The organism is Silvimonas soli (assembly GCF_030035605.1).
GTDB lineage: Bacteria > Pseudomonadota > Gammaproteobacteria > Burkholderiales > Chitinibacteraceae > Silvimonas > Silvimonas soli.
Genome location: NZ_CP106736.1, coordinates 2897452 through 2912354, shown reverse-complemented (window position 1 = coordinate 2912354; position 14903 = coordinate 2897452). Strand labels below are relative to the sequence as shown.

11 protein-coding genes are annotated in these 14903 nt (G+C 59.1%); 7 read left to right on the top strand and 4 right to left on the bottom strand.

What is annotated here, in order from left to right:
- The first annotated feature begins 33 nt into the window (after nucleotides 1–33).
- The gene (locus N7220_RS13295) at nucleotides 34–1728 is read left to right on the top strand and encodes a chitinase (protein ID WP_283148008.1); all 1695 of its coding nucleotides are present in this window, start codon (nucleotides 34–36) and stop codon (nucleotides 1726–1728) included.
- 91 nt (nucleotides 1729–1819) lie between these two features.
- On the opposite strand, the gene N7220_RS13290 is transcribed toward N7220_RS13295, so the two are convergent.
- Nucleotides 1820–2704, bottom strand: a complete 885-nt coding sequence (locus tag N7220_RS13290; RefSeq protein WP_283148007.1) for a LysR family transcriptional regulator — start codon at nucleotides 2702–2704, stop codon at nucleotides 1820–1822.
- Between the two features lie 178 nt (nucleotides 2705–2882).
- On the opposite strand from N7220_RS13290, the gene N7220_RS13285 reads away from it, so the two are divergent.
- Entirely contained in the window at nucleotides 2883–4148 is a 1266-nt protein-coding gene (locus N7220_RS13285; protein WP_283148006.1) for an MFS transporter, read from the top strand.
- Nucleotides 4149–4239: 91 nt separating this feature from the next.
- Here the strand turns inward: N7220_RS13285 and N7220_RS13280 are convergent, their stop codons facing one another.
- The 3 genes from N7220_RS13280 to N7220_RS13270 all read right to left on the bottom strand — a co-directional run bounded on the left by N7220_RS13280 (nucleotide 4240) and on the right by N7220_RS13270 (nucleotide 8507).
- A complete protein-coding gene (locus N7220_RS13280; protein WP_283148005.1) occupies nucleotides 4240–5133 on the bottom strand; it encodes a DMT family transporter in 894 nt (297 codons plus the stop codon).
- Between the two features lie 193 nt (nucleotides 5134–5326).
- Nucleotides 5327–6712 (bottom strand): GGDEF domain-containing protein, encoded by a 1386-nt coding sequence (locus tag N7220_RS13275; RefSeq protein WP_283148004.1) that lies wholly within the window; start codon nucleotides 6710–6712, stop codon nucleotides 5327–5329.
- Between the two features lie 106 nt (nucleotides 6713–6818).
- Nucleotides 6819–8507, bottom strand: a complete 1689-nt coding sequence (locus tag N7220_RS13270) for a SulP family inorganic anion transporter (protein WP_283148003.1) — start codon at nucleotides 8505–8507, stop codon at nucleotides 6819–6821.
- A 505-nt stretch (nucleotides 8508–9012) separates the two neighbouring features.
- On the opposite strand from N7220_RS13270, the gene N7220_RS13265 reads away from it, so the two are divergent.
- From N7220_RS13265 to arfA, 5 genes are all read left to right on the top strand, one after another.
- Entirely contained in the window at nucleotides 9013–10095 is a 1083-nt protein-coding gene (locus N7220_RS13265) for an ABC transporter ATP-binding protein (RefSeq protein WP_283148002.1), read from the top strand.
- Nucleotides 10096–10106: 11 nt separating this feature from the next.
- Complete coding sequence (locus N7220_RS13260; RefSeq protein WP_283148001.1) at nucleotides 10107–11027, top strand: carbohydrate ABC transporter permease; 921 nt, start codon at nucleotides 10107–10109, stop codon at nucleotides 11025–11027.
- Nucleotides 11024–11866 (top strand): carbohydrate ABC transporter permease, encoded by an 843-nt coding sequence (locus tag N7220_RS13255; RefSeq protein WP_283148000.1) that lies wholly within the window; start codon nucleotides 11024–11026, stop codon nucleotides 11864–11866. Before N7220_RS13260 ends, N7220_RS13255 begins: the two co-directional genes overlap by 4 nt.
- Before the next feature lie 63 nt (nucleotides 11867–11929).
- Nucleotides 11930–13264, top strand: coding sequence for an extracellular solute-binding protein (locus N7220_RS13250; protein WP_283147999.1), 1335 nt, complete (start codon nucleotides 11930–11932; stop codon nucleotides 13262–13264).
- A gap of 96 nt (nucleotides 13265–13360) precedes the next feature.
- Nucleotides 13361–14893 carry an arabinosylfuranosidase ArfA gene (arfA, locus tag N7220_RS13245; RefSeq protein WP_283147998.1) on the top strand — a complete coding sequence of 511 codons (1533 nt, stop codon included), beginning with the start codon at nucleotides 13361–13363 and terminating at the stop codon, nucleotides 14891–14893.
- Nucleotides 14894–14903 lie beyond the last annotated feature (10 nt).

Sequence of the window (14903 nt, the reverse complement as noted above, 5' to 3'; positions counted from 1 at the left end):
GAATAAGCCAATACTGGATGGATGGAGACTTATATGAAACGACCTTTGTTCGCACGCGGACGGGGCCGGCTTGCGCTCGCCGCGCTGCCAGCCACCTTTGCCGCTACCATGGCCTTTGCCGCTTACCCGGTCTGGCAAGATGGTGGCACCTACAGCGCGGGTACCGTTGTCTATTACAACGGCCACGATTATTCGGCGCTGGTAACTCAGACCGATTACGTTGGCGCGGGCTGGAACCCGGCCTCTACGCCCAGTTTGTGGAAGGATTTGGGCGTAGATACTGGCGGCGCCTCACCGACACCAACGCCTACCCCGACACCCACCCCGGTGCCTACGCCAACACCAACGCCTGCTCCGACCGCAACACCGACACCAACGACGGCCCCAACGCCAGCCCCTACTCCTTCGTCGGGTTGCTACAGCACCTGGAGCGCCGCCACGGCGTATAACGGTGGCGCCACGGTCAGCCTGAATGGCGTCAACTACAAAGCCAACTTCTGGACTCAAAACCAGAGCCCGGCCACCAACTCCGGCGCTGCAGGCAGCGGCCAGCCGTGGCTGGTTGTGGGTAACTGCAGCGGTGGCACACCAACTCCGACTCCGACTCCGACTCCGACACCTACCCCAACGCCGACTCCCACACCAACGCCAACTCCGGTGCCGACGCCTACCCCCACTCCGACACCCGCCCCGACCCCGTCGGGCAGCTTGCCCAAGCACGTGCTGGTGGGTTATCTGCATTCCAGCTTTGCCAATGGCTCCGGCTATATCCCGATGGCCAATGTCTCCAGCAATTGGGACGTGATCGCCCTGGCCTTCGGTGATTCGGATACCAGCGGCAATATCACCTTCACCCGTTGCCAACCGAGCGAATGCCCGAACGTGGAAAGCGATGCCGACTTCAAAGCCGCCATCAAGGCCAAGCAGGCGGCAGGCAAGAAAGTGATTATCTCTGTGGGCGGCGCCAATGGGCTGGTGCAACTTACCAGCGCCACGGCGGTGAACAATTTTGTGAGTTCGGTCGAACACATCATTGATACGTGGGGTCTGGACGGCGTCGATATCGACTTTGAAAACCAGTCACTGTCACTGAATCAGGGTGATACGGACTTCACGGCCCCTACCACTCCCATCGTGGTCAATCTGATCAGCGCCCTGCAGCAGATTACCGGCCACTATGGCAGCAATTTTGTCCTGACCATGGCGCCGGAAACCTTCTTCGTACAGTTGGGCCGCAGCTTTTATGGCCCTGGTCCGAACAACTCGGCCGACGCGCGTTCTGGTGCTTTCCTGCCGGTGATCTACGCCATGCGCAATCAGCTTACATTGCTGATGGTGCAGGACTATAACTCCGGGCCGATCACCGGACTGGATGGCCAGTACCACACCATGGGTGGCGCGGACTTCCTCACCGCGATGACCGATATGGAGATCGCGGGCTTTGCCGTGGCCAACAATAGCGGCAAAGTGTGGCCAGGCTTGCGACCAGACCAGATTGCGGTCGGTATCCCTGCCAACGCCAATGCGGGTAATGGCTTTGTGGACACCACCGGCGTTGAATCTGCGCTGGATTGCCTGATGAAGGGAACAGGTTGCGGCACCTACACGCCGCACCAGGTCAGCCCGACGTTGCGCGGCTTGATGACGTGGTCGATCAACTGGGATGCTTATAGCAACTTCTCGTTCTCGCAACCGTATCGGACCTATCTGAACCAATACGGGCAATAAACGAGAGTAAACGCTGCATCACACCAGCCGCGTCGCCGTGATCGGGACGCGGCTGGTCAGGTCAAACGCAATGGCCAAATTACCCGATGCACTACACCACCACGCCAGGCACCGCCGCCCGCATGATCTCGACAAAACAGCGCAATCGGGCCGGGTAGAAACGGGCATACGGATAAACCAGGCTCACCGGCAGCGGCGTCGCTTGCCACTGTGGTGTGAGTTGAATCAGGTTACCGGCCGCCAGATCATCCGCCAGTACCCAAGCCGACCCCACGCCGACCCCCAGACCCAGCAGCATGGCGCTGCGCAAGGCATAGAGGCTGTCGGTACTCATGCGCGGGGCAAGCGCAATATGCTGTTCTTCGCCCGTTTCCATATGCTGCAAGGTAATCTCGTTGCGGTAATACGTGCGCAACGCCACCCACGGGAACCGGGCCAGATCAGCCGCATGCTGGGGTACTGCCGCGCCTGCCAGAACCGAAGGCGCCGCCACAACAATGCGCGGTACTTCAGCCAGTTTGATGGCAACCAGCGCGGAGTCGGTCACTTCGCCCAACTGGATAACACAATCGATACCAGCACTCACCAGATCCTGGATGGCGCTGTCATCATGCAACAGCCATTCGACGGACATGCGTGGATAACGCTCCAGGTACCGGGCCAGCGGTTTGACCATGCGCTCCTGGCCAAATGCATGCGGCGCAACCACCCGCAATACGCCTTCCGGTTCATCACCAATACCGCGCATGTCCGACTCAAATGCGGCCCAGCTGGCCAGCAGCTCTTTGGCCCGGTCGTAACAGCGCTGACCATCTACCGTCAGGCGCATTGTGTGGGTGGTGCGTTGTAGCAACCGCACTCCCAGCGAGCGTTCCAATGCCTGCAAGCGGCGGCTGATTGTGGGCTGGGTGGTGCCCATCTGCACAGCGGCAATGGAAAGATTGCCCGCCTCGACGATGCGTACAAACGTCTGCATCAATTCAATCCGGTCTCCCGCTTCAGAAAGCAGCGATGGCATGGGGGCACGGGCTGGAAGGGCAATGACTGATTTCTTCATACGTTCAATGTATAACAACTGTGCAATTCACGGTACTACCGCAGCTACCCGTTCGCAATCACACTCTGCATCACTTGATTACAGCGGAGATCGCATCATGTCTGACATCCATAAATCGTATAACCAGACGTCATTAACGGCTACCCACGCAGCCACAACTGCGGGAACTGCCGCGCATCATGGCCCCTCAAGGCCGCTAACACTGCTACTGGCTGGCGGGGCTGGCCTGGCCGTTGCTTCTTTGTATTACAGCCAGCCCATGCTGGGTGTGCTCGCGGCAGACATTGGCGCCAGCGATCGGGCCATTGGCTTTGTGCCCACGCTGACGCAATTAGGCTATGCCTTGGGCATCTTGCTGCTGGCTCCGCTGGGGGATCGTTATGATCGGCGCAGCATCATCCTGATCAAGGTGGTCGTGCTGATGGTGGCGTTGCTCGCTGGAGGGCTGGCTCCGTCTCTGGCCCTGCTGCTGGGCGCGAGCCTGGTCATCGGCTTATCTGCCACCTTGGCACAGGATATTGTGCCCGCAGCAGCAACCCTGGCGCACGAAACCCGGCGCGGCAAGGTGGTGGGTACGGTCATGACCGGCTTGCTGATGGGCATATTGCTGTCCCGCGTGGTGAGCGGCTTTGTGGCAGAACACTTTGGCTGGCGAGCGATGTTTATCGCTGCGGCGATGGGTGTGGCCCTCATTGGCATCGCAATCTGGCGTGGCTTACCGCGGTTTGCCCCAACCACCAGTTTGTCCTACGCCGCTTTGCTGGCTTCCTTGCGTGACTTGTTGCGCCGCCATCGCGCACTGCGCCACGCGGCATTGGCACAGGGGCTATTGTCTATGGGCTTTAGCGCCTTCTGGTCGACACTAGCCATCATGCTGCACGCCGCACCGTTTCATCTGGGCAGTGCTGTTGCGGGTGCTTTTGGTTTGGCCGGGGCGGCTGGCGCGCTGGCAGCGCCACTGGCGGGGCACCTGGCCGATCGCAAAGGCCCGGAACTGGTTACCCGCATTGGCACTGGCATTACTACGCTTTCGTTTGCGCTGCTGTGCCTGAGTCCGTTTTTCTCGCCAGTGGGTCAGCTGTGGCTGCTGGGTGTCGGCACGGTTGCCTTTGACATGGGTGTACAGACCACGCTTATAGCCCATCAAAGCATTGTTTACGGGATCGAACCCGGCGCCCGTAGCCGCCTGAACGCGGTGCTGTTTGTGAGCATGTTTATCGGCATGGCAGCGGGCGCAGCGCTCGGTAGTGCGCTGTTGGCCCAATGGGGCTGGATGGCAGTGACAGGCATGGCCACATTGGCCTCGCTGGCTGCCTTCGGCGTGCGCTACTGGGCAGCTAAAACCCGCCACACCCGGAAATAACCGTTGTGACAGCCTGGCCACCAGTTGTACTCGAAAGATCAGGCCAGATGCCGCTCAAGCGGTATCTGGCCTGACAGCGCAATCAATATGCTCAGGGTTTGGCAGTCTCAACCGCCGGGGCAGCTTTGAATTTGAGTTCGCTGACCAAAACCCCGGCCACAATCAACGCGCCGCCCACAATGGCCAGCGCGGGCAAGCGGTCACCGGCAATGCGCCCGACCACGCCGCCCCAGACTGGCTCACCGGCGTAGATCACTGTGGCCCGGGTAGGCGAAACGGTTTTCTGCGCCCAGTTCATGGTCAGTTGAATCACCATGCTCATCAAACCCATGCCGATCGCAGGTAGCGCCCAATACCAGGAGAAATCCGGGATTTGCTCACCCGCCACCGGCATGATCAACAGGGATAACAGACCGGCCACCAGCAACTGCACCACAGTCACCCGGCGGCTATCCACCCGCCCGGCAAAGCGCCCGATCAGCAGAATCTCGCCGGCCACGGCCACGGCACACAGCAAGGTGGCGATTTCTCCAGGCCCAAAGCTGAGCGATCCGGCGTCCGGCCCGGACAGGCACATCAAACCGGCAAACGCCAGCAGAATGCCGATCCATGCCATCAGATGCGGAGGTCGACCCAAGACCAGCCACTGCACCAGCGGCACCATGGGCACATACATCGCGGTGATAAACGCGGACTGGCTGCCCGGGATAGTCTGCAAGCCATAGGTTTGCAAGCCGTAACCCAGAAAGATCGACACCCCAATCAACGCCCCGGCTATCACCTCTTTACGGGTCAGCCCGCGCATATGCCCACGACAAAACAGCAACGCCATCACGCCAGCCGTGCAGAAACGCACGCCGACAAAGAACAGCGGACCCGCATGCTGCATGGCCAGATGCACTACAAAAAACGTACCGCCCCAGAATACGGTGACCAGAATGAGCGCCAGTTCCTGACGAGAGGGGAGCAAAGAGAGGGACTTCATGAGAAACCGGATTAACAGGCAATCGCCAGACAATAAGCGGGTTTCTTGACCTGTGGCAATGCCCGTTTACCGCAAGGCGGCGCGCATTCCGGATCGCCGCCCGGCAAAAAAGGAAGCGTTCGCGCTCCCCAGTCTGGCTACTTGCCGTTGACTGGCAGAGGGTCAGATCGGCTGGGGCATGATCAGTACAGCCTCAGTGAGCGCTCCAGGCAGCCTCGACCCGATTGCGCCCATTGTGTTTGGCCTTGTACAACGCTTCGTCCGCCTGATTCAATGTGCGTTGGTAATCGGGGTGACCATCGTTCAGCGCAGCGCCCACGCTGATACTCAATTTCAGCGTCTGTTCACCTGGTAAGTTGAAGACGAAATCCTGCACCTGCTGCCGCAATTTTTCGGCCACTTTCAGCGCGTTGGCGGCGGTGACATCCACCACTATCATCAAAAACTCTTCACCGCCCAGGCGAAAGGTGTAATCGCCGCCACGGCAGGAGCTGACCAGCATGGAGCCCAATTGCTGCAGCACCATATCGCCCGCCTCATGCCCGTAGGTGTCGTTCACCTTCTTGAAGTAATCAATATCAATGGCCAGCACTGCAAAATAACTGGCCTGCTGAACCGCGACCTTAACCACTTTGCTCAGCACCACCGGCAGAAACTTGCGGTTCAACAACCGCGTGAGCACGTCGCGCCCGGACTCCAGCTCGCCACTTTGCTGGAACAAGGCTTCCAGACTGAAACCGATATTGCTGGTTTGCTCACGCAGATCGCGCAATTGCTGCACCCTGACTTCAGGCGCCGCATTTTGCAACGGAGCAAAACCAGGCAACAACGCCATGTCGATTGCGTCCATCGCCTGCAAAATGATGTCCGTTTCGCGTGCACCTTCAAACGCATGCGCGCCTTTGTGGCGGAACCACAAACCGAATTCCGAAGCGCGTATCTGCGGCAAGCTGGTTCCTTCCGGATTGATAGCCAGCTCAAACATCAACAGGTTTTCCCAATCCAGCATGGCCGCGCGCTGGCGTTCTTGCTCGGCCGCCGCGTTCTGGATCACCGAAAACAGCCGATACGCCTCTTCGGCACGCGAGTTACGGTCATGCGATTTGCCATACGCCTGGCTCATGATCTGCATGGCCATATCAATGGCTTGCGACACCAACCACAGCGCCTCCAGGCGCTGGCCTGCATCAAGCATGGGCGATTGCCGCAGCAAGGCAACAAACGCCACTTTCAACTGGCCGGCACCGCGCAATACCAAGTGCACTGGGACATCAATCCGCGCGTGACCTTCGCCGATGCGGGTCTGCTGCTCGATCAGCGGCTGGACATCATCACCCGACTTTACGGCGAAGAGGTTGGCGATCCACTGCATCATGGCGCTATGCAGCCAGGTTTTGACCTGATCATGCGAAATCAGCCGCGACGCTTCTTCGTCTTGCAGCATCTGTTCATAAAAATGGGTCGCCAGTTCACGCCGATGCTGCGCGGCCATCTGGCAAACCACTTCGCGTGCCTGGACAGAAACGCTGCCCAGCATGTCATGCCAGGCGATAGCGGGTTGGGTCAACTGCCGGGACATAGCGGGCTCCATTCAATTCTGAAAAGCGTCCGGGTGCGGCAATAATGAGTTGTCTGAAACAATATGCGATCACAGAATGGACTAGTAACCCTGGCAACAACAAACCTCAGCCTGAATCGTCCACCCGCGCTGTATACCGTGTCACGGCCTGTTCCAGGTTGAACAGCATGCGTTCACGTCCGAGTGTTGTGCCGAGTTGGGATTGCATCACAACGGCGAGCACGCCGGGATTCAGCCCAACCAGTAGCAGCGTGATGCCCAACTGGCGAAGATGCTGTTCAGCTTCGATCAACATTTTCAGGGCGGTATATTCCAGATCGAATACGGCGCGTAAATCCAGGACGACCACCTTGGCCTGGCTTTGCAGCACCAGCGGCTGGATTTTCAAGCGGATATGTTCGGCATTGGCAAAGAACAGGCGACCTTCCAGGCGCAGCAATAACAAACCGGCGAAGGTTTCATCCTCTGGATGTTCGTTGGTACGCGGCCGGAAGACGTTTGTGCCGGGTTTGCGGCCCAGAACATGCACTGGCGGGTTGGAGACCTGCCACGCCAGCGCCACGCAAGACACAATGATTGCCGCCACAATGCCCTGCAGCGTGCCGAGCAGCATGACGCCCGCCATCGACACCAATGCCCACACAAACTCTGTGCGGCGCACTTTGAGGATGTTGGCGAATTCCGCCGGTTTTATCAGGCCAATTGAATACACGATCACCACCGCAGCCAGCGTGGCGTGAGGCATCAGGCCGATCAGCGGGGCCAAAACCAGCATGGTGACCAACGCGAGCAGCGCGGTGATCAACCCAGCCAGTTGTGACTGTGCGCCAGCGAGACGATTTACCGCGGTCTGACTGGTGCCGCCACCCGCAGCCATTGCACCGAGCAACGCACCACCCATATTGGCCAGGCCAAGGGCAAACAACTCGCGATCAGGCCGTGGCACGGGTTCGTCGCTGTCGGCAAAGGCCCGGCCTGCCGCGATGCTTTCGGTAAAACTCATCAGCGCAATACCGGTGGCGGCGGGCCAGAGACCAGCAAACAGATGCCAATCCGGGAGCGTCACGGGCGGCAAGCCGGTGGGCACCACCCCGACAATGCTCACGCCGTGCTGATCCAGATGCAGCAGCTTTGTCGCCAGAATTGCCCCGGCCACGGCGATCAACGGCGCCGGCCAGCGCGGTGCCCAGTGCTCCATGCCCAATAAAATAACCAGCATGCAAATTGCGACGGCCACCGTGGGCATAGACGCATGGGGGATGCCCGCCAGCGTCGCCAGTACGTTGTGACCGAACGAGCCTTTGTCGATATGAACGCCAATCAGTTTAGGCAACTGATCCAGCACAATGACCACGCCAATACCGGCCTTGAAGCCAATCAATACCGGTTCGGAAATAAAGTTGGCGACAAAGCCCAAGCGCAATACGCCTGCCAGCAACAAAATCACGCCAACCAGAAACGCCAATGCAGCGGAGGCCAATGCCAGCGTCCCGGCATCCGCGCTGGCAAAAGGCAGCAAGGCGGCACCGGCCAGGATCGCCAGCGTGGTGGTGGTGCTCACGCTGAGCGGCCGGGATGAGCCCGCGAAAGCATAAATCAGCATCGGGATAAAACAGGTGTACAAGCCCGCCTGAACCGGGAGCCCGGCGACGGTGGCATAAGCAAGCGCTTTGGGGATGACCACCGCAGCGGCGGTTGCGCCTGCCAGCAAGTCAGGCTGTAACCAGGCGGACTGGTAACGCCGCAGCCACTCCGGTAATAGCGTTGCGATACCGCTGCTGGCTTGTGCATTCATGGGAATGGGTCCGCAATTAACTTGAATAGCTATTGAGATCGGCGTTTTTTTGCTGGGGAAGTTTCGCGGGGGGCACTCCGCCATTTGCTACGTCCCTCGCGTGAATACCCTCGGAATACTGTTCCGCCACGCGTGGCGACTTTATTTGGCGTATCCAGCCTGCTGGTAACCGCAACTATTTAGAAGCAATTGTTGTTTTAGCTTAGAAGCTAAGGCGCACGATTACCATCTCGTGACTAGTCCGCGTTACGGGGACGGACATCTACTGACCACTGAGTCGGCATTGTGAACGTCACAGCACGGTATGCCGCCACACCAATCCGCATCGATAAACCTGCAAAGACTTTCAAGAAGTCAGTTCTTCAGGTTGGGGTCATTTCCAAGACAATCCATAGCCGGATTATCCAGAAACCCAGCCAGCCACCCCATGCCAGCGCCATAACTTGCCCCTTTATGATGCCTTTCATAATACCAAAGCACCAAAACAAGACATGGAGGCGCGGCAGTGGCAGGCATACAACTGGTTGGCGTGAGCAAGCGCTATGGCACGACAGAGATCATTCCCGAATTCAATCTCGAAGTGGAATCCGGCGAGTTCCTGGTTTTTCTCGGACCATCCGGCTGTGGCAAATCCACCTTGTTGCGCATGATCGCCGGGCTGGAACCCGTCAGTGGCGGCCAAATCCGCATTGGTGACAAAGACGTGACCCCGCTCGCGCCTGGCGAGCGTGATCTGGCGATGGTGTTTCAGCATTACGCGTTATATCCGCATATGACGGTGCGCGAGAACATGGCTTTCGGCCTGCGCAACGTGAACGTGCCCGAAGCCGATATCGCCCGGCGCATTACCGAAGCCACCCGCATGCTGGAACTGGAAAGCCTGCTGGACCGCAAGCCGATACAGCTTTCCGGTGGCCAGCGCCAGCGCGTCGCCATCGGTCGCGCCGTGGTGAAAGAACCCGGAGCGTTTCTGTTTGACGAGCCGTTGTCCAATCTGGATGCGGCCCTGCGTAACCGCACCCGGGTAGAGCTGGCGCGGCTGCATCAGCGCCTGAAAACCACGATGGTGTTTGTTACGCACGACCAGGTTGAAGCCATGACGCTGGCAACGCGCATTGTGGTGCTCAACCGCGGCCGCATTGAGCAGATGGGCAGCCCGATTGAAATCTACCGCCGCCCGGCCACGCGCTTTGTGGCGGGCTTCATTGGTTCTCCGGCCATGAACTTCATCGACGCTACGCCAGTTGCCGCTGCGGATAACTGTATCCGGGTGCGCCTGGCGGATGGCACCGAACTGCAAACCGGTGTGCCGGCGGCGCCGATTCAGAGCGGCGCAAAACTGGTGGCGGGTGTGCGCGCCGAGTCGCTCACGCTGGATGACGCATCGCCGGTACGCGGCCGGGCCGATGTGATCGAACGCCTCGGCGAGCGCACGCTAGTCCATGTCACGCTCGGCAGTGGCGATATCGTGGTGGCACAAGCGCATCGTGAATCCCCGGTCAGCAGCGGTGACAACGTGGGTCTGCATTTCGAGGCCAGCCACGTCCATCTGTTTGACGAAGCCGGTCGCGGCTGGCACGCAGCATGAGCGAGGTTGCCATGACACGTTCGCTGCCCACGCCGGTCACCGCGCCTGCACTTGTCCGGTTGAAAAGCCGGGGCGTGCGACACTGGTCCAACGCCCTGTTCGTCCTGCCCTTTTTGCTGGTTTATATCGCGCTGCTGGTGGTGCCGGTCTTCAATGGTTTCTGGCTGAGCCTGAACGAAGTCGACGTATTGTCTGGTGATCGCGTTTACGTGGGCCTGGCCAATTTTGTCCGCCTGTGGCACGACGATATTTTCCGCGGCGCCATCCGCAATACCTTTCTGTTTGTGCTGATGACCACGCCCGCATTTGTGGCGCTGGGTTTGCTGCTGGCGTTGGCGCTGAACCGGCAAGACCGCATCGGCACCGTTTTGCGCACCATCTTTTTTGGCTCTTCCGTGCTGTCGGTCACCATCGTCACGCTGGTTTGGCGGCTGGTGTTCATGACTGACAAAGGCTTGCTGGCCAATCTGATGCACGCCGTCGGGCTGGAATCCATCAACCCGCTCACTAGTAGCGCGCTGGCATTACCGGCCATTGGCATGGTGACGGTCTGGTGGATTATCGGCTTGCCGATGATGTTGTTTCTGGCCGCGCTGCAACAGATTCCGGAAGAAATCTACGAGGCCGCCGCCATGGACAACGCCGGGCGCTGGCGCACCTTTTGGGCCATCACCTTGCCTTCGATCCGCCGCACGGTTGCGCTGGTAGCCATCATTGAAGTGATCTTGCAATTTCAGTTGTTCGGCCAGGCGCAGTTGATGACTAACGGCGGCCCCAACAACGCCTCACGCCCAATCGTGCAATTCATTTACGAAGCTGGCTTCCAGCAATGGGCGCTGGGCTATTCCGCGGCAGCCGCGCAGGTGCTGTTTGGCCTGATGCTGATCGGCGTAGCCATTCAGATGTGGGTTTCCAGCCGGGGGCAGCCATGAGCACCAGTCAATATCGTGGCGGGCAATGGGGCAACCGCTTGATCCTGGCGGCGGTGGTCATCCTGGCGCTGGCATGGATTGCGCCGCTGGCCTGGGTGCTGGCGCTCTCATTTAAACCCAATGCCTTTCTGGCGCAGCACACCGATGTGTTGATCGGCGCGCCATTCACGCTGAAAAACTACACCGACATTCTGGGCACCTCGTCGGTTTTTCGCTGGATTCTGAATAGCGCCATTGTGTCGATTACCCAGACGCTGCTGACGTTGGTGCTGTGCTCGCTGGCTGGTTATGGCTTTGCCCGCACGTCGTTTCCGGGGCAAAAGTGGCTGTATGTTTTTGTGCTGGCCGGGCTGGCCGTGCCGGAACAAGCCGTGGTTATTCCATTGCATCGCATGTTTGCCGATCTGGATCTGCACAACACCTACAGCGGTTTAATCCTGCCGCGGCTGGCCGCACCGTTCGGGGTGTTTTTGATGACGCAGTATTTCCGCGCCATCCCCAAAGATATCGAAGAAGCCGCCCTGCTCGACAGCACACCGCGCTGGAAGATCTTTCTGCGCATCGTCCTGCCGCTGTCGATTCCGGCGCAAGCAACGCTGGGCATCTTCACCTTCCTCACGGCCTGGAACGATTATCTGTGGCCGCTGATTTCTGCCTCCAAACCCGAGATGTACACCCTCACGCTCGGGCTGGCGGCCACCCAAAGCAACTTTGCCCAGTCTGAAGGTATTGGTTACCTGATGGCGCAGGCGGTATTTGCCGGGTTACCGATTTTCATCATTTACCTGTTTTTCCAGAAACATATCGTTTCGGCCGTGGCCGGTACCACCGTGCGCTAATTGCGCGGCAGCGCTGCCAAGCTGCCCGCCCGGCGCTCTTACATAAGCTTCAGAGGAGAACCCATGAAAACTGCAGGAATCAACAAGATCAAACCGTGGCTTGCACTGCTGTTGGGCGCAACGCTGACCACCGCACATGGCGCTACGGAAATCACTCTGGCGCGCTTTTTCGGCGCGTGCGAGGCCGATTACGGCAAGGTAACCGACGTGAGCAAGGCCAAGGGCGAGTGCGGCATCATCACTTCGCTGGTCAACCAATACAACGCCACCAACAAGGATGGCGTGGTGGTGAAGCCCGAAGTGGCCGAATGGGGGCCTTACTACGATCAGCTGACCTCGCGCATCGTCGCTCACAACACGCCTACCATCGCGGTCATGCACCAATCCGTGCTGGGCGATTTTGTCTCGCGCAAGCTGGTTGATCCACTCGACGACAGCTTCAAGAGCGTGGGCATCAACACTGCCGACTTCACACCGCAAGCACGCCGTGGCGTGATCATTGGCGGCAAAACTTATGCGTTGCCGTTTGATACGTGGTCGTGGCTGTGGCACATCAACGTCAATGACTTCAAGAAAGCCGGCCTGACCAGCGCCGACGGCACGCCGATTCTGCCCAAGTCGCCCGACGAATTGCTGGCACAGGCCAAAAAGATCAAGGACGCCACCGGCAAGCCGTATTTCTCCTGGACCACCGCCAATGAAACTGCCGCACCAACCCGCACCTTTCTGACGCTGCTGTATGAGCAAAATGCGCAGGTATTCAGTGCAGATGGCCGCAAGATCAACGTGCACACGCCTGCTGCCACCAATGCCCTCAATCTGATGAACAAATTGTGGACCGACGGCTACATCAAAAAGGGCCTGGATTACGGCGCGACCCAGCAAGCGTTCACCAACGGTGATGTGGCCGTGGATGTGGTCGGCAACTGGACCATTGACGACTTCATGACCGCTGCCGACAAAGCGGATTCGCCGCTGCATAACGGCTACGACGTGGTGCCGTTCCCCAACCTTTACAGCAAGAAAGCCGTGTTCGCCGACGGTCATAGCTGGGTAATGATCAAGGGTGGCACGCACAACGAGGCCGAGAAAAAGGCCGCGCTGAGCTTCATGAAGTTCCTGTGGGAACACGACTATGACTGGTCACGCACCGGCCATCTGCCTGCCAACAACAAGGTGGCGCAGAGCGCGCAGTACCAGGCGTTGCCGTTCCGCAAGAACATCCTGGAAATCACGCAGATCGGTATCACCACGCCTAGCAATGTGCCGCGTCAGCGCGCCATTGAAGCGATTATCGGTGAAGAAATCTCCAGCATGATGCTGTCCGGCAAAGCCGTTCCCGCCGTGCAGGATGCCATTGAACAACGCGTCAATACGCTGCTGGCCAGTGTGAAGTAACGCGCAGCCATCGCCCATCTACCCGTCGGTTATGCCGTGGCTTCCCGGCCACGGCCCTTTCCGAAACCGGATATTTTCTTTCAGGAACGTTTTGCCATGATCAGTTCGCGCCTCATCGTCGACAGCGATTTTGTAATTGCCGACCTGGACCGTCGTTTGTTTGGCACATTTGTCGAGCATATGGGCCGCTGCGTCTACACCGGTATTTTCGAGCCGGGCCACCCCACTGCCGATGAGGACGGGTTTCGCCAGGACGTGCTGGAACTCACGCGCGAACTCGGTCCAACCATCGTGCGTTATCCCGGCGGCAACTTCATGTCGGGCTACAACTGGGAAGACGGCGTTGGCCCGAAAGAAAAACGCCCGGTGCGCCTCGACTTGGCGTGGTATTCCACCGAAACCAACCAGTTTGGCACCAACGAATTCATGCGTTGGGCGGCCAAGGCGGATATCGAGCCCATGTTTGGGGTCAATCTGGGCACGCGCGGACCGGATGAAGCCCGGCACTTTCTGGAGTACTGCAATCACCCCGGCGGCACCGCGCTGAGCGACTTGCGCCGTGAACATGGCGTTGAAAAGCCGCATGACATCAAGTTCTGGTGTCTGGGCAATGAAATGGACGGGCCGTGGCAAATCTGCCGCAAAACGCCAGAGGAATACGGGCGCATTGCGCTGGAAACCGCCAAGGTCATGCGCCAGGTTGATCCGACCATTACCTTGGCGGCATGTGGATCATCCCAATGGGATATGCCCACTTATGGCGAGTGGGAACACACCGTACTCGACCACTGTTTTGACGAAGTGGACTTCATCTCGCTGCATACCTATTTCACCAACCGCTATGACTCCACCGAGGAGTTTTTCGGCAACATCGAACAGACCGACCAGTTCATCAAAGAGATCGTGGCCGTGGCCGATGGCGTGGCGGCACGCAAGCATTCGCGCAAACGCATCATGCTGTCGTTTGACGAATGGAATGTCTGGTACAAAGCCCGTAGCATCGACGACCTGCGCAAGCCCGGCTGGCCGCAAGCGCCACGGCTCATCGAAGAGGTGTACAACTTTGAAGATGCGCTGGTGAACGGCGGCGCGCTGATCGTCATGATGAACAATTGCGACCGCGTCAAAACGGCGTGCCTGGCGCAACTGGTGAACGTGATCGGCCCGATCATGACCGAGCCGGGCGGTGCGGCGTGGCGGCAAACCATTTTCTACCCGTTTGCCCAAGCCTCGAAGTTCGCCCATGGCCGGGTGCTGCGCTCAGTCGTGGAATCGCCCAGCTACAGTGCTAAGTCATTCGCAGAAATCCCCTACCTGTGTGCCAGCGTGGTCGACGACGAGGCGACCGGCCAGACCGTGATCTTTGCCCTGAACCGGCACTTGTCAGAAGACATGGAGCTGAAGATTGAACTGCGCGGGCTTGGGCGTGACCGGCATATTGAAACGGCGCTGGAGCTGCATCACGCCAATATGAAAGCCACCAACACCCAGGAAGCGCCCGACACCGTGGCTCCGGCCATCAACCCGGATGTCCGCGCCGATGGCGAAACGCTGATCGCGCGCCTCAAGCCGGGCTCATGGAACGTGATCGTGACCCGCGCTGCTGACCGTTGCGGCGCAACGTCCTGAACCCCGGGCA